Here is a 22193-nt window from a genome sequence, read left to right as displayed (position 1 = left end):
GAAAAAAATTATCAAATATTAAAAGAAAATTTGTCATTGAGGATAAAATCATTTTTATAGTTCCTCAAAAAGAACCTATGCTTTTCAATGCCATTAATATGGATATTAACAATAAATGCAACCAAAGATGTCGTTTTTGTTTTAGTTCGTTTAAGAATTAATCCTAATGGAACTTGCATTGACAAGATAACTAATGTTCCTGAACAAATTGATTTATCAGATTCATCCAAATATTTTAAAGAAAAGCTTGTTAAATTATATTCTTATAAAGCGCAAGTAGCTAAATTGTCCTTATGATGAAAATAATATTATTTGCTCAGATTTAATTTTAATAGATAAACTTTCTGAAATGATGTATTCATTGAATTAACTGTTGGTGTTGTCCTGATAGAAAGGTTAACACAGATAAACTCATTATTAGCTGACTGGCAATAATGGGATGTTAATTATTATTATGCATTAACCAAAAAAAGATTTGATGCCGATGCATTTAAACAAAAAGAGGAAGGATGGTGCGGAGGATTTTCAACCTATATTGAAAAGGTCAATCTTAAGGATAATGAATATACGTTTATTTTTTATATGAAACTTATTGTGCAAACATTTTGTTATACTTTGGAAAATGGAATTAAATTAGAATAGTTTTTTTCATTTTGAAGAAAAATTTTATATATATATTAGTATAAAACATATTACATCATAATTTAACATGTGATTTTTATGAAGTTTAAAAATATTTTTTTTATTACAATAATTTTATTAACGGTTTTATCAATTTCTGCAATTAGTGCGAATGATACAGTCGATAATAATGCAGATTTAATATCTACAGATTTAAATTCTGTTGATGTTATTTCTGCAGATACTATTAATGAAGAAAGTTTAAGTGAAGATGCTCCTGCAACAGATGTATCTGGAAATTCAACTGATGTGGCTGGTAATTCAACTGATGTGGCTGGTAATTCAACTGATGATTCAACTAATACTACTGGTTCATCAATCACATCAAGCGATTTAGTAAAATATTATAAAAATGATACCCAATATACTGCTGGCTTTTTAGATGTAGATGGTAATCCATTAGTTAACCAAACAATTCCAATTGAGATTAATGGTAGAAATTATAATAGAACTACTAATTCCTCCGGTTTCATCTATTTTTCAATTAATTTGGAACCAGGAAATTATGATCTTAAAGTAACCAATCCCGTAACTAATGAAAGTGTTATCAATAACATCACTGTTTTATCAACTTTAAATGCTGATGATGTTGTTAAATCTTATAAAAATGGCACTCAATATTATCTCACTGTTTTAGATGGCCAAGGTAATCCTTTAGCTAATGCTGATGTTACATTTAACATTAATGGTGTAATGTATGAACGTAAATCCAATGCCTCAGGCATTGCTAAATTAAACATTAATTTAAATTCCGGCAAATACATCATTACAGCTATAGGCCCAAATAATCTTAAAGTTTCTAATAATATTACAATTTTACCAACTATTTACGGTGAAGATATTAAAAAATATTATAGGAATGGTACTCAGTATTACGCTAATTTCACAGACAGTCAAGGTAATCCTTTAGCTAATGCTGATGTTACATTTAACATTAATGGTGTAATGTATACCAGATCTACAAATGAAAACGGTACTGCAAAGTTAAACATTAATTTGAATTCTGGAAAATACACATTAACAGCTATTAATCCTGTTACTACAGAACAAATGTCAAACACTGTTGAAGTTTTAAATAAAATTGAAGTTAAAAATTCAAACACCGGTGGAAATATCTCCATGGAGTATAATGCTAGTGAAAAATATACTGTAGCTCTTTATGAAGATAATGGTACTTTAGCTAAAAATAAAGAAGTTAAATTCAATATCAATGGTGTAATGTATACCAGAACCAGTGATGAAAACGGTACCGCATCATTAACTATTAATTTAAGGCCAGGTAATTATGTTATCACAGCAGAATTTGAAAACTGTAAATTATCCAACCTTATTAAAGTAAGAATTACTCCAACTGTAAAATTGGTAAGTTCTGAAGTTAAATACGGTCAACCTATTCAATTCTACTTACATGAGAAAAATTCAGGTAATCCTATAACCGGTGAGCATTATGGTATTCTTTACTTCAACGGCACTACTTATGGTGCATATCCTGATGCAAACGGTCTTGTACAAATCGGCCAGCAACTCCCAGTAGGATTTAAGGATAATTTCTTATTCGGTACTATTGATGATGAATATTATTCATCTATACTTAGTATGAATACTATTACAATTGTGGAATAGGCATTTAAGTAAATGTGATTTTTCACATTACTTTATTTTTTTTCTTAAAATTTATTTATTTAAAAATTAATACTAATATACATGGCTTTAAAGGTCTCGGATATTGGTGAAAAAGAATTAATTAACTATATTTTATCTAAATCAGAAGATATTGTTGCTGATGATACTGCTGTTACAAGATTCAGTGATACAAATCTTATTTCTACATGTGATATGCTTATAGCATCAAAACATTTTCCCAGTAGGATGTCTTATTTTCAGATGGGTTTTAAATCAGTCACTGTTAATGTTAGTGACCTTGCAGCTATGGGTGCTGATCCTTTAGGTTTCTTGCTATCAATAGCCCTTCCAAAAGACCTGGAAGTTGAACATTTTAAAGAGATAATTGATGGAGTTATCAATGCTTGCAACTATTATAATATTCCGTTAATTGGTGGAGATACAAATGAGGCATCGGAAATAATTATTTCCGGCACGGCATTAGGTTTATGTGATAATCCTTTACTTAAAAACACGGCCAATGAAGGGGATTTTCTTTGCATCACTGGAGATATTGGCCTTGCCGCATTGGGGTTTAATTTAAATGAAGATAATATTTATACTGATAAATCATTAAAACCCTTGGCAAGATTAAAAGAAGGTAAAATTATTAAAGATGCAGGAGCTACTTCCGCAACAGATATTACTGATGGACTGGCATCAGAATTATATGAAATGAAAAGGGATTCGCTCGGTTTCATGATTCATGAAGATAAGCTTGAAATATCCGATGAATTTAAAGAAATCTCATCCAAATTAGAACTTGATTATCTTGAACTGATTTTACATGTAGGTGAAGATTTTGAATTGGTTTTTACCGTTAGTGATGTTGATGATTTGGATATTGATTTTAAGGTTATTGGTGAAGTTAACAATTCAAATAAAATACAGATTACATTAAGCAATGGTGAAATAAAAGAAATCGACAATAGGGGATATAATCATTATGTTAGTTAGTCAAAATTTATATAAAAAAAGCTCCAAGACACAAAAGATTAGATGTGAGATTTGCGCAAATTATTGTAAAATAGCTGATGGCAGTGTTGGGATTTGCAAACAACATAAAAATGTAAATGGAGAGCTTTTTGATTTAAGTTATGGGATTGTATCTTCCTTAAGTCCGGATCCTGTTGAAAAAAAGCCTTTAAATCATTTCATGCCAGGTACTTTTACCTATTCGATTGGAGGTTTTGGGTGTAACATGACATGTTTGCACTGCCAGAACTATATAATCTCACATGAATATGAAAAGTTTGGTAATGGAATTAAAATACTTCCAGAAACCATCGTGGAAAATGCATTAAAATATAATTGTAAGTCAATTGCTTGGACATATAATGAACCTACGATACACTTACCATTTAACAAAAAAACTTCTTTACTTGCAAAGTCAAAAAATCTGAAAGTGATTTATGTAAGTAACGGTTACATGTCAACTAATTCCCTTCAAGAAATCTTAACTTTTGTGGATGCTTTTAACATAGACCTGAAATCAATGTCTGAAAAATTCTATAAAAAAGTATGTGGTGCTGATTTAGACATAGTTTTGGATAATTTAAGAAATATATATTTGGCAGGCAAACACCTGGAAATTACAAATCTATTAATTAATGATTATAATGATTCATTACAAGAAATAGAACAGTTATGTGATTTTGTTGCAGATGAATTATCTGTTGATGTTCCATTGCACTTTTCAAGAGCATTTCCATACTATAAAATGAGAGACATTGAACCTACAGATAAGAAAATTCTATATAAGGCTCGTGAAATTGCAATAAAAAAAGGAATAAAAAATGTTTATTTGGGAAATATTTAGATTCATTCCCCAAAACTTACTCTTTCGAATTTTTCTATAGTTTTTAAAGATTTTGTTGCATCAACACCGATTTTTGTTGTAGTACCATCACTTTCGGCTACAGGATCAAGTGAAGAACCACGAACATTAGGAACAATCATAATGTCTCTATCACCTTTTACACGTGTAGCTATTGCATACTCAACATCTTCAGCATCAAACACATTAACATCTGTATCTACAACAACACAATGCTTTAATGATGGATGAGCAGATAATGCGGCCATTATTGCATTTTTACCATCACCTTCTGTTTGTTTGTTAATAGAAACAGCAGCATGTAACCAACAGCATCCTCCTTCAGTTAAAACAACATTTTCCACTGTAGGAACTGCATTTTTAACGGATTTAAATATTCTAGGTTCCTGAGGAAGACCTTGCAATAATTTATGTTCAAATCCTGCTGGGATAATTGCATGATAACATGGATTATCTTTTTTAATATGCATTTTTTCCAAGTTAATCACTGGCTGGTCACGAATAATATCATAAGTATCGGTCAAATCGACAAATGGACCTTCACGAACAGTTTCTGTCACGGAAATTTTACCTTCTAAAATAATGTCTGCCTGTGGCACTTCCAAATCTCCACATTTAATTAATGTCAATTCACCATCTTTGAATGCATTGGCAACATCCATTTCATTATAATCTATAGGAATTGAAGTTGTACTTGCAAGCAATATTGCCGGATCCATTCCAATGGCTATTGCTATTTCCAAGTCCTTACCTTCTTTTTGAGCATTTTGGAAATATGTGTAAAGATTTCTTGGAACAATCCTAATTACAAGTCTTTTATTGTCCAGCACCATCATTCTGTGTATTGATGCATTTTGAATTCCGCTTACAGGGTCACGTGCAAATACAACACCTGCGGTAATGTATTTTCCACCATCTCTTTTATAATGGGTTAATATAGGTATTTTATCCAGATCAATTTCTAAAGTGTCATATTCACTGAAATCAGTAAATTTATCAACTTTAATAGGATTATCACTAGCTTCTATAATCTTTTCAGTAATTTCAGAGACTTCACAGTTAATTGATTCAGCTATTTTTGCACGGGTATTACATATGCCTGAAATAACTGGCATGTCAAATCCTTTAACATTATTTATGATAACTGTGTCCTTTGGATAATTTCTTAAAACGCGTGACACTTCATATTCTGAAGATAATTCTTCTGTTATTTCAATTATGTTTTCATCATTGATTTTCATTTCAATCCCTATAAGTTAATTTTTTTATCTTTTAATTTTGTTAAAACTTCAATAGTATTAGTATCTTTAATTGAAAGTATTTCACCAGCTAAAACACCCGCATTACGTCCATTGTTAATACCTACAGTTGCAACAGGTACTCCAGGAGGCATATTAACTGTTGTAAGCATATGTTCTCTTCCAAGCTCATTTTCACATGGAACTCCAATTACTGGTCTGTCTGTCAGACCAACCAAGGCTCCTGTAACTTGAGATGAGTTTGAACTGATTCCAATGAATATTTTGGAGTTTTCAACAGAGGCAACATAACTTTTAAATTTTTCGTTTGACCTTATCGGACATACGACTTTCATATTATAGCTTATTTTAAGCCTATCCAATGTTGCACTTACTTTTTTAGCAACTATTAAATCGGATTGTCTTCCAGCTATTATTGCAACATCTGCATCTTCTTCAATGTTTGACTTGTTAATTTCAAGTTTTTCCTTTTTAATTTTTAAGTTTTCAACTTTTAGAAAATCTTTAACAAGGAATTTTTTATCTTCAATTTCATCTACAATTTTATTGCTGTCAAAAACCTTTTTTTTATACTCTTTTCTTAATTCAATGACTTTCTGGCGAACCTCTTCATCATGAATACCAATAAACTGAGCGGCTAAAATCGCACCGTTATCTCCCCTATCAATTCCGACGGTTGCAATAGGTGAAGGATAAGGCATTTGAACACATGAGTCAAGAGCATCAATACCGCCTGTTTTTACATCAACAGGAACACCAATAACTGGTCTTGGAGTGTATGCCGCGATTACTCCAGGTAAATGGGCTGCAAGACCGGCAATTCCTATAAAAACTTCAATTCCTGCATCAGTGCCCTGTTTTACTAATTCACGAACAAGGTTTAATGTTCTGTGGGCTGATGCTATTTTTAAACTATATGGAATTTCTAATTTTTCTAAAATATCCATACTTTTCTCAGCAATAGCAATATCAGAACCACTACCTAATATAATCATCACTTTTGGAACCATTAAATTACCTTCATAAAATTAATATTAGTTAATAATATGACTTTTATTAATATTTAAGATTATTTTTTTGTGTAATAAAATGGTGATGTTTTAAAAATAGTAAATCATAATTTTTTCCCATAAAACATTACGCGACGTGCTGAAAAGTTCCAGAATAAAACCAATATAGATGCAATGATTTTAGACCATAAATAATTAATTGACCATAAGTCTGTGAATATATAGAGAAGTATTTCTGTAAATATCCAACCAACAATACTTATAGCTAAAAAAATATTGAATTCCACGGCCCTATTCTCAATTTGGCTTTGATTAAAGACCCAAGATGTTGATAAATAGTAATTTGCAAGGACAGATATGAAAAATGCTATTGTAGCGGCAATTAAGTAGTTTACATTAACAAATTCCACCAATGCGAAATATATAAAAAAGTCAATTAAAAATGCTGTACCACCAACAAAAATGAATCTAAAGAATTGTAAGAAAACATGGTCTGTTTTATCAACAAATAATTTTTTGGCCAAATCTTTCATTAAATCACCTAAATAAGTAAATAAACATTTATAATTGTAGTTTATATTAATGTTTTTAATTTATTTTATTTATTAATTTTGATATTTAAAGTACTTAAACATCTAGTTAATATCTTTAAATCATTAATATATTATTCCGGCCATAAATGTAAACATACTACATAAGAATATCACAATGCACGTTATAATTAAAATTTCACTATTTTTAATTTTTGAATTTTTATAGTTTATAATAAATGGAATTAATACAAATACAGGTAAAAAGTATCTAGGAACAACTCCAGATTCAATTAAATCTTTAGCACCGACAGGAGCCCAAGTTAAATATTGAACCAGATATGTTCCAAAAATAATGATTAACAAGGTGAAAGCAGTTATTATACGTGTATTTCTCTTAATTTTATCTTCCAACTGATAAAATATGGAGAATACGATGAAAAATAATGCGTATATTATATTAAACAATGGAAAATTATCATAGTTTGTATAAAGTTTCGATAGTGCATTAATTTGCACTGGAATTTGATTTCCAATTTTTAAAAAAGTAATTAAACCATTTATATCTGATAATAAATATTTTATTTGATTATTGGCATTTACATTTTTTTGTGTAAATAAAGAAGCTCTCCATGAATGTGATATGCTTCCAACAGCATAAAATTTAGCCCAAATAATTAAGGTTATTAATATTATAAATATTGATAAAAATCCTAAATATTTGTCTTTAGGATTTTTAAAATTACTTTTTGGAACAATCAGTATTAATAATGCAAATCCACCTAATGTTACTTTTGAAAATCCAAGAATAATAACTAAAATCGTGAAAATCCCAATTTCTTTTTTTGTTAAACTTCCTTCTTTTGCTTTATACATGTATAAAAGATAAGCTATTACTATAAATGAAAAACTAAATATAAAAGAATCACTACTGAATGATGCGGCTTGAACTATTGCTAGTGGAAATGTTGCAACAACTGCCATTGGTACTTTTAGGATAGGAGTTTTTTTAATAGCTATAAATGTAAATGAAGCATATAGCAATAAATTAAAAAGTCTTCCAGCCCACAACATACTTATTTGATTTAAATTTAGTAATTTTGCTAGATTAATTCCTATGGCCTGTGCAAGATATACATAAAATGGATTTTGTTCAAATGCTGAGTTAACTAAATGTGGAGTCGTATTTATTGGTTGACTATTCCAGGAATCAGTTTCAAGGAATGTTTTATCCATTGGCATATGGGCTAGTGAATCAATACTCATAAATCCATTTTTATTGTTCTGTGTGATGTATTTTGGAAAGAAATCTCCATGAGATGTTATTTCAGATCTCATGAAATGTTCTCCCTCATCAGATACACTGTTAATCGGGGATAGGAATACACACAATAATCCAAATAATATAATAATTAGAAATACGGTTTGTTCTATATTTTTTGTTTTTTCATAGTAATATAATGAAATAATTCCACTTATTGTCGTGTAAATAACAGTAAAAATGAAAAATGAAGATTTAAAATTAGCTTCATTGAATATAATAATGTTTAAAATAATAATTGATATTAATAAAATTATTAATGATTTATAGTTATTTAAGTAGTCTTTATAGTCTATCATGAATATCCTGATAATATTTTAAGTTTAGGTATTTTTGATACAATTAATACTGAAATATGTGCTAAAATAATAGTAATTATACTTAAAATAGCTATTAATAATGCCATTTTTGTTCCGGATAATGGGAGTAAGTCAAAATAGTGGAAAACAATCATTACTAAATATATATGCGTTAAATACATACCATAACTTGATTTACTAATGCTTAGTATTATTTTTTTAACTACATTAATTTCAAAAAATCCTTTTATTTTTTTTCCAAATCCTTTTTTACTGTCGTCAATTGCTTTAATTAAAATAAATATGCTTGTTGATTCAAGTATACCTATTAGACTAATATCTAAAAATGAATCTAAATGAATTGTATTATTCACCATAAATAAATATAGAATTTTATATGGAATTGGCTGATAAAGTCTTATAATAAATATTGAGAGAAATACAATTAGTCCAATTATAATTAAGGCATTACTTGAAAGTTTATATTCTCTATTTGCTAAATAGTAACCTAAAATTACATATCCAATTGGTGTTATAAAGAAGCTTAAATCGAGAAAACTAGTCCAGTTAAATAAAATGCATATTTGGTATATGATTGATGATATTATAAATATTAAAGAAAAATATTTTGCCCCTTCAATTTTTTTATTTTTAATAAATTCATTTATAATAGGAATAGCTAAAAATACTCCAATTACCATCCAGAAGTACCAATTTACTCCTAAATTAAAAAAATTGTTTATATAAAAAATTAACCCATCATAATTAAAAGGAACGTGATTTAGGAATCCAATAACCATTAATGCAATTAACATCCAAAAAATGTATGGTGGAATTATTCTTAACATTTTTTTGCAAATAAATTCTTTAATCGAAGGATAATTTCTATTTAAAAGTAATGCACCAGATATCATTAAAAATAATGGGACACCAACTTTTCCGATGTGTTGAAAGTGAGTAAAAGGTATATTTAAAATTGCGGCTTGTCTTCCAATAATGCACACATGACTTATTATTATTGCAAAAATTGCGACAGTTTTTAAAATATCTATGTACATATATCTGATTTTATTGCCCATAAAAAATCCCTTATTTTATATTCTAAATTATTTTCTTAATATAATATATTTTTTTAAGTTATTTATATTATTATAGTATTTAACATAATTCCATCTTTTTTTGACTCAGTTTTGTTTGCCAAAAACTAGTCTTTCAATAATTAATGCCGAACTATGTTATTTCTAAATTTATTTCATCAATGTTTGCATGTTTCATTTGATTAGGAACAAATAAGTAAATAGAATAAATTTAGAATATATAGTAACTTAACTAACTTTTGTCATGTCTTTTATATACTATTTAGACATATAATATATTATGCCTAAAAAAGTAAAATTGACATATTTAATGTGATGAGTGAAGAGGAATTAGATGAAGCTTTAGAATCTCTTGATTATCCAATAAGATATTATCAACGCTTGATAGCAATGAAATTAATATCCACAGGACATAATCATAAAGAAACGGGTGAAATTCTTAGAGTTAGTTATAGATCAATAAATAGATGGGCTAAAGCTTGCGAAAAAAACGGTTTAGATGGTTTAATTTCTAATTTTAGTGGTGGAAAACCATCAAAATTATCAGAAGAAAATAAAGTACAATTCAAACAAATTCTGATTGAATGTGAAAATCTAACAATGACAGATGCTCAAAGGATTTTAAAAGATGATTTCGGAATCAAATTCAGTCTGCCCCATGTTTGCAATATTGTAAGACAATTAGGATTTAATTACGGCAAACCGAGACCTAAATTTAGAGAAGCGCCAGAAAATGGAGAAGAAATCTTAAAAAAAACATTAATTTTGCAAAAATAACAATACATGACATTGTCATTGCACTAGATGAATCTACAATAAAAACATGAATTGGGACTAGAAAAACTATTTATCCCGAAGGTGAAGAAAATACAGCACAAATAACGGCTAAATCATATTCCGTGAATTTTTTAGGAATATTAGGGTTTAATTGCGAATCTTTATTGTTCGATATAAAAAATTTAAATGAATTTGAATTTGGTAAATCTTTATTCAAAATAAGAAATTTCTATTCACATGAAGAACAGGATATAAAATTATTAAATTATATAATAAACAATTATGATTTGTCAAAAAAAGATATAAGAAAAATTATTGAAAATAATGATGAAAATAACGATGATTTCACTGGAAAAATTTTAAGATTAATGAAAAGAAATAAACGAGATAAATCATCAATTCTTGCTAGAAAATTAGGAAAACATTGCAAAAGAGAATCAACTGAAAATCTCGATAAAATAAAGAAAACAAAAAAAGATTATATCTATCAGATGATAAAAGATTTAGAAATTTATCAAATTTTCCAAAATAAGCCACGTATTGTCATATTCTTGGACAATGCACGAGCACACCTCTCTGATTTTGCACAAGACATAGCAGAAGCATTGAATATATATCTATTATACATACCTGAATATTCTCCATGGTTTGATCCAGTCGAAAGTGTTTGGGACATCCACAAAAAATATATTATAGTTATTTACTTAATTTTTTTGATAAATGATTTTTATTGAAATTGATTTCATATTGAAAAATTGCTCTGAAAAAAACAAAATATATAAAGTAATATGATTTATATTAATCATAAAATTACTTATATTTATATTACTTAAGTATAATTGTTAATAAAATTAACAAACCGGAAAGTAATCCGGGGATAGCTTGGTAATCCTTATACTACTAAAAGTGTAACAGCCCAAGAATTTTTACCAAATCCAACATAATAATTTGGTAAAGTACTATAAAGGCATAATAATCGAATCAAAAGAAATGTTAATAGAAGAATCTCATAATATCTTTAATGATAAATGTCGAGGCGATTCACTACAAAAAAATTTTAAAGAAAAATACCTGACATCAATTTGTTAAGTGAATATATTTATTATAATTTCGTTTTTTTACTACAAATGTTATATTAAATTTTCATTGACAATTGAATCCTATTTCTTTTGATGTCAACATCCAGAACCTTAACATTAACTATTTCACCAACATTAACAATGTCGAGAGGATGTTTAACAAATTTGTTTGCCAGCTGTGATTTATGGACTAAACCATCCTGATGAACTCCAATGTCAACAAATGCACCAAAATCAACTATGTTTCTAACAGTTCCCTCTAAAATCATGCCTTCCTCCAAATCTTCAATAGACAAAACATTTTTCCTTAATTTTGGTTTTGGCATATCGTCACGTGGGTCACGACCGGGCTTTTTAAGTTCATGAATGATGTCCTTTAGAGTTTCAACACCGATATCATAATCTTTAGATATTTCATCCAGTTTTAAATTGTCTAATTTTAAATTTTCCTTACCAATATCATCTAAAGAGTAACCTAATCCTTTTAAAAGTTTTAATGTTGCATCATATGATTCAGGGTGTATCGTTGTATTGTCGAGAGGATATTCCGGATTATCGATTTTTACAAAACCCGCACATTGCTCAAAAGTCTTTTTTCCTAATTTTTTAACATTAAGCAGTTCTTTTCTGTTTTTAAAGCTGCCATTTTTATCCCTATATTCTATAATATTTTTGGATGTGGTTTTATTGAGCCCTGAAACATAGTTAAGTAGGCTAGGAGATGCGGTATTTAAATCAACACCGACTTCATTTACTACTTTTTCAACAACACCACTCAGTGATTCTGTTAATTGCTTTTGATTCATATCATGCTGGTATTGGCCCACCCCAATAGATTTCGGGTCGATTTTTACAAGTTCGGCTAGTGGATCTTGAAGTCTTCGGGCAATACTGACTGCACTGCGTTCACCTTCTGAAAAATCAGGAAACTCTTCATCAGCCAATTTGCTTGCTGAATAAACAGATGCTCCTGCTTCATTTACAATAATGTATTCAACATCAGTATCTTTTATGATATCCGATACAATCTCTTCTGATTCTCTTGATGCTGTTCCATTACCTATTGCAATGACATCAATGTCATGTTTTTTAATTAAATCACGAACTACTTTTTTAGATTCAGCTACTTTATTTTGCGGTTCTGTCGGATAAATCAATGCAGTTTCAAGTACTTTCCCAGTCTCATCAATAATTGCTAGTTTACATCCTGTTTTAAAAGCAGGATCCCATCCAAGAATGGTTTTTCCGGCCAATGGAGATTCCATTAAAAGCTGATTTAAGTTTTGTGCAAATACTTTAATTGATTTTTCTTCCGCTTTTTTAGTTAGAAAACTTCTAATTTCCCGCTCAATTGCAGGTGCTATTAATCGTTTATAGGAATCATTTATAGCATCTGAGATAATTGGAGTTGTATTGGGATTATATTTTATTTTTTCAGCAATTTTGGATTTATTTTTAAGAATATGTCTTTTTAAATAAATGATGATATCATCTATTTCAAGTGTAACTTTTGCTCTAATAACACCTTCTTTTTCAGCCCTGTTGATGGCAAGAATTCTGTGAGGAGGAATCTTTCTTAAATCTTCAAAATACTCATAATAATCTTCATATTGTGATGAAATATCTTTATTTTTTACTTTACATTCAATTTTACCAGTATAAAAAGTATTCTGCCTTATTTTTTTTCTAAAAAGAGAATTGTCTGATATTATCTCAGCGATAATATCTTTTGCACCTTCAATTGCTTCTTCAGCAGTGTTTACATCTTTTTTTGGGTTAATATATTTTTTAGCTATTTCCAAAATAGGTTTTTCAGTGTCCTGCTTTAAAATAATATTGGCCAATGCTTCCAGACCTTTTTCTTTAGCAACTGTAGCTCTTGTATGTTTTTTACTTTTATATGGTCTGTATAAATCCTCAAGTTCAACTAATGTTTTTGCATTTAAAATATCGTTTTTAAGCTGTTCGTTTAATTTATCCAGACTACGAATTCTTTCGATAATTTTAGTTTTTTTTTCTTCAAGATTTCTAAGATATTTTAATCTTTCATCGAATTTTCTTAATACTTCATCGTTAAGTGAACCTGTTACATCTTTTCTATATCTTGCAATGAATGGGATTGTATTTCCTTCATCAATCAGTTTTATTACTTTTTTCACTTGCCAATTTTTGAGATTTAATTCTTTTTCCAGTGTTTGATTTATCATTGATTAAAACCTTCAATAATTCTAATTATTTTTTCGAACTTTTAAGATAAATAATTTCCTGTTATATTAAAAAAGATTAAAAAAAGTATTTAATAAAAATTAATAATCTAAAAATTTAATTTAGATTATTTGTAGAATCAGTTTAATTTTTCATTTTCAAGTTCTTCGTTTAGCCCCCATCTGAAGTATATTACTCCATTAGCACCATTATCAAAAGCAAATTTTTGATCATTCATTAATTCTTTTACTGGGGTTTTGGTTACATTGAAATCGGATTTGTATGTTTGAAGACCAATCCATATTTTAGCGTCTCCAGAATTATTTACAAACCACTCTGTTGTATTTTGTATCCATGAACTGTTCTGCTGATAATTTCCCTTATACATCATAGGAACTATGACATCAACATATTTTCCTATTGTTGTAATGTCCTGCCCATAATAATAGCTTGCATTCTCTTCAGGCATTACTGTTGCAGATACGGTTAAACTTGGATCTACCTTTTTAACAGATTCTGAAAAACTTTTAACAAATTGAGTTATTGCAGCGGTTCCATTAGGATATTTATAAGCATCTCCTTCATATCTTATGTAATCCATTTGCAGTCCGCTCACTCCATCAAGACCTGCATAATACTTGGCTTCTTCTATTTTGTAGTTAAAGTATGCAGTATCTGGAGTACCATTTTTCAATGGAGATATCCAGTCGCCCGTATTAAATATTTGCATCCATATATGAACTTCTATTCCATGGTCATTAGCCTGTTTAATCCAGTCTAAAACATCTCTTTGTCCATGTTCGGTAAATGCATAAGAGTTTAAAAATATTATATTAACTCCATTTTTGGAAAGCTTATCCAAATCGACCTTTTTCATGTCTTCTGACAAGACCCAATATCCATGTTTTTTATTATCTTTAAAAATAGTAAAAAGTCCAAAGAAATCGAAATCTTTTGAAACGGATTTTTCATCAGGTCTAAAGTCATGCTTTGGCGGGTGGTGATTTTTTGGCGGATGGTTTATTTCTTGATTTTCATAATTAACACTTGAATCATTTTGAATTATGTGGTGATTGTCCGATGAATTTGCATCAATTGCTGAAACAACTGCAACAGAAAAAACAACAGAAAGTGTTAATAATAAAATTAACAATTTTTTATAAATAAATAGTCCTCCCTATATCTCCTTAATTAATCTGTTTTTTTATTCTCTTTTATATTCTTTTTTGTTTTTTTAACTTTTTTTACAAAAATATAATTTAAAATAAATTAATAAATAATGAAAATAATAATTTATAATTATATATTCATGAGGTGAAATGATGAAACATTTTAAAAAATTTTTTATATTTTTTATTTTATTCATGGTGCTAGTTCCAATATCTTTTGCTAGTGATAATGTAACTTTAAATGATGATCAGCTAGCATTAAATGATAATAATGATGTATTAACTTCATCAAATATTTATTTTGATTCACATGCATCAATTGATGGAAACGGTTCGAAATCAAGCCCTTATAATTATTTAACATATAATAGATTGTCTGATGATAGTGTCGCTTATTTTGCAAGTGGGGAATATACTTTGGATGGAACGAAATATTTTAATAATTTAACAATTATAGGTCAGGATTCTTCAAACACGATTATTAAAAGCTATTCTCTACAGATTTATTCTCAAGATTCTTTATTCATTTCTGATATTACATTAAACGGTTTAACAATTTATAATAATAAAAATTTCACAGCATCTAATGTTATTTTTGAAAATAATAATGGTGCATATAAGGGAAGTTATGATAATGTATTTGGCGGTGCAATATACTCTTCTAAAGGAAATGTATTGATTGAGTCATCTACCTTTAGGAATAATCATGCTACATATGGTGGGGCTATATATTCATCCAATACAAATTTAAAAGTCATAGACTCTACTTTTGATAGTAACTATGCTTATAAATATGGTGGTGCGATAGCCAGTGAAAGCAATTCGGATTTAACTGTAATAAACACATTATTTAATAATTGCTATACTTTGACGAATGCCGGTGGGGCTATTTATGCAAAGGAATCTACATTAAATGTTAAGAAATCTAATTTCACATCATGTAATGCAACTTTTGGAGGAGCAATATGTGATTTGAATTCCAATTCGATTATTGATTCAATAAATGCTAATAATAATATAGTTAATTATCAGGGTGGAGCTATTTATAAAATGTATGGTACAATAACTGTTTCATCATCTTCATTCGACTCAAACAAAGCATTAAGCGGCGGTGCTCTTTTTATAGATAATTCATCAGAAGTTTCAATCAAATCATCTAAATTCAATTCCAATGAAGCAACTTATGAAGGCGGAGCGATTTACACGATTTTAAATATAAATGAAAGTGTAACCTCAAATACATATAATAATAACAAGGCTTCAAAAGAAAAAAATTATTATAAAAGTTTGGGATATGATTTAGTTATAGGAAACGGAAATTACGTACAATTTGTTGGCGATTTTTCATTTAATGGAGTTTTACCTTCAAAATATGATTTGAGAGATTATAACCAGGTAACTTCAGTTAAAAATCAAAAAGGTAGCGGTAATTGCTGGGCATTTACTTCTCTTGCAGCTTTGGAATCATGTATTTTAAAGGCATCTACACAAAGTTTTGACTTGTCTGAAGAGAACATGAAAAATGTCATGGCGCTTTATTCTGATTATGGTTGGCAGCTAACAACTAATAAAGGTGGATATGATGATATGGGTGTTGGTTATCTTGTAAGCTGGTTAGGTGCTATACAAGAAGATTTAGAAACATTCAGTGATTGGTCTGTTTTATCTCCTGTTTTAAACAGTACTATTCATGTTCAAAATATTATTTACTTAACACGCAGTGATTATACAGATAATGATGCTATTAAAGAAGCTCTTATTAAGTATGGTGCTGTAGCTACAGGTGTTTATTATTCTGTTTCATATATGAAATCGAATAATTATTATTACCCGGGTACAACAGGACCAAATCATGCAGTAACAATTGTCGGATGGGATGATAATTATTCCAGGAGCAATTTTAAAACTTCTCCTCCTGGAGACGGAGCCTGGATATGTAAAAATAGCTGGGGTGAGACATGGGGAAATAACGGTTATTTCTATGTTTCATATTATGATACAAAATGTGCAAGACTTGGAGATTATGATAAATCCACATATACCATTATTTTAAATGACACAGTTCATTATGATAAAAATTATCAGTATGATATTATTGGAATCACTGATTATTTAATTACAGGTAAAGATACTGTTTGGTATAAAAATACTTTCAATGCAACAGGTAATGAACTTTTAAATGCATTTTCTACCTATTTTAATGCAACATCTGAATGGACAGCTCAAATTTATGTTAATAATGCATTAAAGCTCACTCAAAACGGAAAAGCGGATGCCGGATATTATACTTTTAATCTAAATCAGAATATTCCTTTAAAAACAGGCGATACATTCACTATCGTTTTGAAAATTTCAACTGATAATCTTGCATCAGTTCCTATTTCAGAAAAGGTCAGATCAAATAGGATTCTTTACTCAGAAGGTGTTTCATTTTTCAGTATTGATGGTAAAAATTGGATTGATTTATTTAATTATAAAGCCGACATGCCGGAATATGGCCATACATATGATTCACAGGTGGCATGTATAAAGGCATTCACTTCTAATCAATTAACTTCTAATATTTATCTTAACTATCCGAAAGTTGTTAATATCAATTCTTCATTTGATATTGTGGCTACTGTTAAAGATGCTTCAGGCAGTTTAATTAATCAGGGTAAGGTAACTTTTACAATTGACTCTAAAAATTACACGGCTTCTGTTGTAAATGGAAAAGCAACAATTAAAACTCAGCTGAAATCTGAAGGAAGTTATAATATTTTAGCAAGTTATGAAGATAGTTATTATTCTAATTCTCTCGTTTCAAATATTATTAATGCAGATAATATAATCACTTATTTGAAAATAAGCATTTCAGATATTTATTACGGAGATAAACTGGGCATCGATAATACATTAACTCAAAACGGGTTAAATGTATCCGGATATGTTAATGTAAAAATTGGATCTAAAACCTATTCACTTGTTTCAAATACAAAAACATCAATAAACGATTTATTTAATCCGGGTAAATATGTTGCTATAGCTTCTTATAATAATGAATCTGCAACTACAAGTTTCATTGTAAGTAAGATACCTTTATCTATGAGTTTAAATATTTTAAAAACCGATGTTGATTCTGTCAATATTACAGTAAAACTTTCAAAATCAATTAATGAAACTGTTGTCGTTAAAGTAAATTCTAAATCTTATAATGTTAAATCAACCAATGGTATGGCTTCATTATCATTATCTGGTTTGGATTATGGAGAATATGGAGTTAAAGCTTCATTTTCTAATGATTATTATCAGAATGCTTCTGATAGCGGTAACTTTAGTGTAGATTATATCAAAACAAAATTGGAAGCTGATGATTTGGTAATGTATTATCATGATAACTCTAGATTCTATGTTACTTTAAAAGATAAAAATAACAATCCATTATCAAACCAAAACATAACTATTCTTCTTAATGGTGTTGAAAATAAAAGAACAACTAAAGATGACGGTTCTGCATCATTAGCTATAAATTTAAACAGCGGTAATTATAATGTTGTGGTTTCATATTCTGGTGATGGAAAATATGTGAATTCAACGATTTCTAGAAATATAACAGTCAAATCGACTGTCATATCATCTGATGTTGTTAAATATTATAGAAATGGAACTCATTTTTATGCAACAATTTTGGATTATGATGGTAATAAAGTTGTTGATGTTGATGTGAAAATGAATATTAATGGTGTTTTTTATACTAGAAAAACCAACTCTGATGGTATTGCTAGATTAAATCTTAATTTGATTCCTGGAAAATATGTATTGACTGTGTATAATCCCGTAACTGGTGAAAAAGCAGCAAATAACATAACTGTCTTGTCAAGATTGGTTGAAAACAATGATTTGGTTAAATATTATAGAAATGCATCAAGATATTCTGTTAAAGTTCTTGATGATAAGGGATCTCCTATTGCGGGAGTTACTGTAACGTTTAACATCAATGGGGTATTTTATGACCGTTTAACTAATTCTGATGGTGTAGCTAGTTTAGCTATTAATTTAATTCCTGGAAAGTATACAATTACTGCACAGTATGGATACTCAAAGGTATCTAACACAATCACTGTTTTAAGTATCATAAAAGCAAATGACATTACTATGAATTATAGGGATGGTACAAAATTCAAGGCTACAATCTTGGATGGTAATGGAAACCCATATCCTAATCAGGCAGTTACTTTCAACATTAATGGTGTGTTTTATACAAGAATTTCTGATTCAACAGGTGTAGCAAATTTAAATATTAACTTACAATCAGGAAAATATATAATAACAACCATATTCAACGGATTAAGTGCTTCTAATACTATCGTGATTAAAAGCACTTAATTTCTATTTTTTTGGTCTGTAAAATTTTATAGGCTTATTTGATTTTTAATGTTTTTCAGTCCAATTTTTCATTGATAATCTAAAAATGTTAGAATTCCATTTTTAGTCTTGTATGATTTATTTATATGGTGTTAGACAGAACAAAATTCTAGAGTGTTTTTTGCTCTTCTTTTGCACCTATTTCAAGTTTTTGTTGTCCTGTATTTGATAGTGTTTGTGATTTTTTATATTTTTTTTGATTTGTCTTTCTTTTTATTGCTTTTTTTAGATACTGGGGTGTTGAACAACATTATCTTCACTCAGTCTTTGTAGTTGTGTTTTTGTTTTAAATCCTGTTGTACAATGAGTGATATTAATAATTTCAATTGTAAAAAAATAATTTGAAAGAAGCCTATAAAATTTTTCAGACTCATAATTTTGATTTTAAAAAATTTTAAATATTTATTTAAACTTACTATTTATCATGGAATTTATAGGTAAAATTAACCAAATTAGTTCTTATTTGATTATTTTTATCGTGTCTTTACTTACAGTATTGCGCCTTTACATTGGGAATTTTTTTCCTTATTGGTATTTGCTTACAAATCAACTTGATGAATTGCTATTAATTAATAATGCTCATTTGGGCCAATACTTTGCTAATTGGAATATTCATTCGTTAAGTAAAACCATTAGTTATTCTCTCTTTTTAAAGTTTGTTAATGTAATTGGGTTGCCTTATGGTTTTGTTCTTTCGTTAGTATGGATATTAGGTGGAATTTTAATAGTATATGCTGTTTATAATTATTTGACTAAAAATAAGATTATTTTAGCATTAATATATTTATTCATAATATTTTTGCCTTGTGGTATGGATCTTTTTATTAGCGGTAGAGTTTATAGAAATGCTGCTATTGCTCCATTTTTAATTTTGTTTTTGTCTTCTTTATTTATTTTCATGAATAAGGTAATTTCTGAGGATAGTTCTAATCGAAGTCTACTGATTTGGGGTATTCTATTGGGAATTATATTTACTTTTAATTATTACCTCAAAGAAGATGGTGTTGGAATTTTAATTTTATTTTTAGCTTCAATATTTCTTGTTCTGATTCTTAATTTGGGACCTGTTGTTAAAAATAAAAGTTTCAATGTAAAAAAATATTATAAAATCATTGTTATATCTATTATTCCTATTTTTATATTTGTAGGATGCACTTTTGCTTATTCTGAGGTTAATCATGAAAAATTTGGGGTGTATGATATCAATACAAGAACTGAAGGAGAATTGGGTGAATTTTTCCATAATCTTTTATTAATAGATGATAAAAATAACTCTGATATTTACTGGGTCACTTATTCCACAATTGATAAGGCATGGAATGCTTCTCCTACATTACAAAGTAGACCAGACTTATTTAATAACTGGGTTCATTCCGGCTGGGCACAGGGAAATTTAAAAGAAAATAAACTTAATGGAGATACAAATGCCTGGAGTTTAAGGGATGCACTGGCAGCTTCTGGTTTATATGCTGATGAAAAATCAACAAGTGATTTTTTCCATAAAGTAAATGCCGAACTTAATGATGCTTTTAAAAATGGTGATTTAAATAAATCTGATAAAATATTCATATCCAAATATGCTGTCGGAAGATCTGTTGGTGAAATTTTTGATTTAAAAGATTTATTCTTCTTATTACTTAAAACATCCATTTTATATAAAGATTTAGGTCGAGATATTCAGAAGTGTAATGTTGATATAATGCTTCCGTCACTGACTTTTGGAGAAAATAATCAGGTTAAAGATGTCGAATCATTTTTACACATGAATATATTTACTAAAAGCGAATATTCACAGGATAATTTTGAATGGAATTTTGCAAAAGCAAGTATTCACTTTTATCAATTAATTTCAATAATTATTGTAATCATATCTGTTATTTCATTCATTTTAACAGGTATTAATTTAATATTGAATAGATTCAAATCAAAAAATCTTTCTTTAGTATTTCTTTTTGAAATATTGTTATTGGGAACATTTGCAGTACAACTATTTGGTCTCTGTTGGTTTTCATCATTTTTAGGTTATTGTGAATATACTAGGGCCTATTCATCTAATTGTCAAGCTATTTTTGCTACATTTGAAGTTTTAGCTATTGCAGGTATTATTTCTATAATTGAAAAAAAAGGTATTCATAATATTTTAAAAAATTGAGTCTGTAAAATTTTATAGGATTCTTTCAAATTATTTTTTTTACACTTGAAATTTCATATCACTAAAATTCATTCTAATTGTCCTGATTGTTTGCTTATAAAATTATTAAAAAGTACAATAACTAAAAATAAACAAAATATCAATGGAAAAACTATATAATTTAAAGAACAGCAGTATCAGTGCAAAAAATGTGGAAAAAAATAATCCATTAATTGTGAACATAAGCAATTTTTACAAGATATTATGGATAAAATTCCAGAATAATGAAAATTGGATATCACTTACTTCGTAAAATAAGTAAATACTATGAAATATTCCGGGAATTTGAATATCACACCAAACAATAAAATTATGTACATTTCATTTGTTCCAAACAATACATCACAAATTAAAAGTCTATTGTAAAAGAAAAATTGTTTTAGGCTAAAATCAACAAAATAATCAATAGAATATTTTAAACATTATTTACAAAATTACAGTGTCATACAAGTTGTATTAAAAGATTTCATAAGAAAATACATAATCAATCAATTCCAAAGAGATATACATGCTTTGATGATAAAAATATCGAGAAAACATCCAACAAAGTCAAAAATTACTACAGACAAACCAATCCCTAAATAATAAATAAATTATACAAGACTAAAAATGGAATTCTAACAATTAAAAAATACAGAATTATAATCAATAAAACGTCATGACAAGAAATTA

The 22193-nt window shown here is 28.3% G+C and carries 15 protein-coding genes and 1 pseudogene; 9 read left to right on the top strand and 7 right to left on the bottom strand.

Translation table 11 applies throughout. The features are described from left to right. Positions 1 to 87: 87 nt before the first annotated feature. The 4 genes from SM9_RS11415 to amrS all read left to right on the top strand — a co-directional run bounded on the left by SM9_RS11415 (position 88) and on the right by amrS (position 4162). Positions 88 to 297 (top strand): hypothetical protein, encoded by a 210-nt coding sequence (locus SM9_RS11415; protein WP_058740259.1) that lies wholly within the window; start codon positions 88 to 90, stop codon positions 295 to 297. Between the two features lie 423 nt (positions 298 to 720). Then, a complete protein-coding gene (locus SM9_RS11410; RefSeq protein WP_058740258.1) occupies positions 721 to 2304 on the top strand; it encodes a hypothetical protein in 1584 nt (527 codons plus the stop codon). A gap of 81 nt (positions 2305 to 2385) precedes the next feature. Then, complete coding sequence (gene thiL / locus SM9_RS11405; protein ID WP_058740257.1) at positions 2386 to 3300, top strand: thiamine-phosphate kinase; 915 nt, start codon at positions 2386 to 2388, stop codon at positions 3298 to 3300. Then, complete coding sequence (amrS, locus tag SM9_RS11400) at positions 3290 to 4162, top strand: AmmeMemoRadiSam system radical SAM enzyme (RefSeq protein WP_083495910.1); 873 nt, start codon at positions 3290 to 3292, stop codon at positions 4160 to 4162. Before thiL ends, amrS begins: the two co-directional genes overlap by 11 nt. 2 nt (positions 4163 to 4164) lie before the next feature. On the opposite strand, the gene SM9_RS11395 is transcribed toward amrS, so the two are convergent. The 5 genes from SM9_RS11395 to SM9_RS11375 form a co-directional block, all read right to left on the bottom strand. Further along, positions 4165 to 5421, bottom strand: coding sequence for a UbiD family decarboxylase (locus SM9_RS11395; RefSeq protein ID WP_058740256.1), 1257 nt, complete (start codon positions 5419 to 5421; stop codon positions 4165 to 4167). 8 nt (positions 5422 to 5429) lie between these two features. Then, positions 5430 to 6449 carry a 5-(carboxyamino)imidazole ribonucleotide mutase gene (purE, locus tag SM9_RS11390; protein ID WP_058740255.1) on the bottom strand — a complete coding sequence of 340 codons (1020 nt, stop codon included), beginning with the start codon at positions 6447 to 6449 and terminating at the stop codon, positions 5430 to 5432. A 104-nt stretch (positions 6450 to 6553) separates the two neighbouring features. Next, complete coding sequence (locus tag SM9_RS11385) at positions 6554 to 6982, bottom strand: GtrA family protein (RefSeq protein ID WP_058740254.1); 429 nt, start codon at positions 6980 to 6982, stop codon at positions 6554 to 6556. A 123-nt stretch (positions 6983 to 7105) separates the two neighbouring features. Then, positions 7106 to 8599, bottom strand: a complete 1494-nt coding sequence (locus SM9_RS11380) for a DUF2142 domain-containing protein (protein WP_058740253.1) — start codon at positions 8597 to 8599, stop codon at positions 7106 to 7108. Then, positions 8596 to 9678 carry an acyltransferase gene (locus SM9_RS11375; protein WP_058740252.1) on the bottom strand — a complete coding sequence of 361 codons (1083 nt, stop codon included), beginning with the start codon at positions 9676 to 9678 and terminating at the stop codon, positions 8596 to 8598. The genes SM9_RS11380 and SM9_RS11375 overlap by 4 nt, the downstream gene beginning before the upstream one ends. Positions 9679 to 10011: 333 nt before the next feature. Here SM9_RS11375 and SM9_RS11370 point away from each other — a divergent pair, with 333 nt between their 5' ends. After that, complete coding sequence (locus SM9_RS11370; RefSeq protein ID WP_058740251.1) at positions 10012 to 10473, top strand: helix-turn-helix domain-containing protein; 462 nt, start codon at positions 10012 to 10014, stop codon at positions 10471 to 10473. Positions 10474 to 10760: 287 nt separating this feature from the next. Further along, on the top strand, positions 10761 to 11207 hold the full coding sequence (locus tag SM9_RS11365) for a transposase (protein WP_232299136.1): 447 nt from the start codon (positions 10761 to 10763) through the stop codon (positions 11205 to 11207). 401 nt (positions 11208 to 11608) lie between these two features. Here the strand turns inward: SM9_RS11365 and SM9_RS11360 are convergent, their stop codons facing one another. Further along, on the bottom strand, positions 11609 to 13759 hold the full coding sequence (locus SM9_RS11360; RefSeq protein WP_058740249.1) for a Tex family protein: 2151 nt from the start codon (positions 13757 to 13759) through the stop codon (positions 11609 to 11611). Positions 13760 to 13896: 137 nt separating this feature from the next. Continuing rightward, complete coding sequence (locus tag SM9_RS11355) at positions 13897 to 14910, bottom strand: putative glycoside hydrolase (protein WP_058740248.1); 1014 nt, start codon at positions 14908 to 14910, stop codon at positions 13897 to 13899. A gap of 211 nt (positions 14911 to 15121) precedes the next feature. Here SM9_RS11355 and SM9_RS11350 point away from each other — a divergent pair, with 211 nt between their 5' ends. The 3 genes and pseudogenes from SM9_RS11350 to SM9_RS11790 all read left to right on the top strand — a co-directional run. Then, positions 15122 to 19291: an Ig-like domain repeat protein gene (locus tag SM9_RS11350; protein ID WP_198144383.1), complete on the top strand. Its 4170-nt coding sequence runs from the start codon at positions 15122 to 15124 to the stop codon at positions 19289 to 19291. Between the two features lie 463 nt (positions 19292 to 19754). Next, positions 19755 to 21482, top strand: a complete 1728-nt coding sequence (locus SM9_RS11345; protein WP_198144381.1) for a hypothetical protein — start codon at positions 19755 to 19757, stop codon at positions 21480 to 21482. 108 nt (positions 21483 to 21590) lie between these two features. After that, positions 21591 to 22183 (top strand): annotated as a pseudogene (locus SM9_RS11790) (ISNCY-like element ISM1 family transposase); the annotation flags it as partial. Between the last annotated feature and the right edge of the window lie 10 nt (positions 22184 to 22193).

It is taken from the genome of Methanobrevibacter millerae, from assembly GCF_001477655.1.
GTDB lineage: Archaea > Methanobacteriota > Methanobacteria > Methanobacteriales > Methanobacteriaceae > Methanocatella > Methanocatella millerae_A.
This window is presented reverse-complemented; position numbering and strand designations above follow the sequence as displayed.

Excerpts from the sequence above, each read along its gene's own strand:
- SM9_RS11415 (WP_058740259.1), top strand. The coding sequence starts at position 88 with ATGCCATTAATATGGATATTAACAATAAATGCAACCAAAGATGTCGTT.
- SM9_RS11410 (WP_058740258.1), top strand. The coding sequence starts at position 721 with ATGAAGTTTAAAAATATTTTTTTTATTACAATAATTTTATTAACGGTT.
- thiL (WP_058740257.1), top strand. The coding sequence starts at position 2,386 with ATGGCTTTAAAGGTCTCGGATATTGGTGAAAAAGAATTAATTAACTAT.
- amrS (WP_083495910.1), top strand. The coding sequence starts at position 3,290 with ATGTTAGTTAGTCAAAATTTATATAAAAAAAGCTCCAAGACACAAAAG.
- SM9_RS11395 (WP_058740256.1), bottom strand. The coding sequence starts at position 5,421 with ATGAAAATCAATGATGAAAACATAATTGAAATAACAGAAGAATTATCT.
- purE (WP_058740255.1), bottom strand. The coding sequence starts at position 6,449 with ATGGTTCCAAAAGTGATGATTATATTAGGTAGTGGTTCTGATATTGCT.
- SM9_RS11385 (WP_058740254.1), bottom strand. The coding sequence starts at position 6,982 with ATGAAAGATTTGGCCAAAAAATTATTTGTTGATAAAACAGACCATGTT.
- SM9_RS11380 (WP_058740253.1), bottom strand. The coding sequence starts at position 8,599 with ATGATAGACTATAAAGACTACTTAAATAACTATAAATCATTAATAATT.
- SM9_RS11375 (WP_058740252.1), bottom strand. The coding sequence starts at position 9,678 with ATGGGCAATAAAATCAGATATATGTACATAGATATTTTAAAAACTGTC.
- SM9_RS11370 (WP_058740251.1), top strand. The coding sequence starts at position 10,012 with ATGAGTGAAGAGGAATTAGATGAAGCTTTAGAATCTCTTGATTATCCA.
- SM9_RS11360 (WP_058740249.1), bottom strand. The coding sequence starts at position 13,759 with ATGATAAATCAAACACTGGAAAAAGAATTAAATCTCAAAAATTGGCAA.
- SM9_RS11350 (WP_198144383.1), top strand. The coding sequence starts at position 15,122 with ATGGTGCTAGTTCCAATATCTTTTGCTAGTGATAATGTAACTTTAAAT.
- SM9_RS11345 (WP_198144381.1), top strand. The coding sequence starts at position 19,755 with ATGGAATTTATAGGTAAAATTAACCAAATTAGTTCTTATTTGATTATT.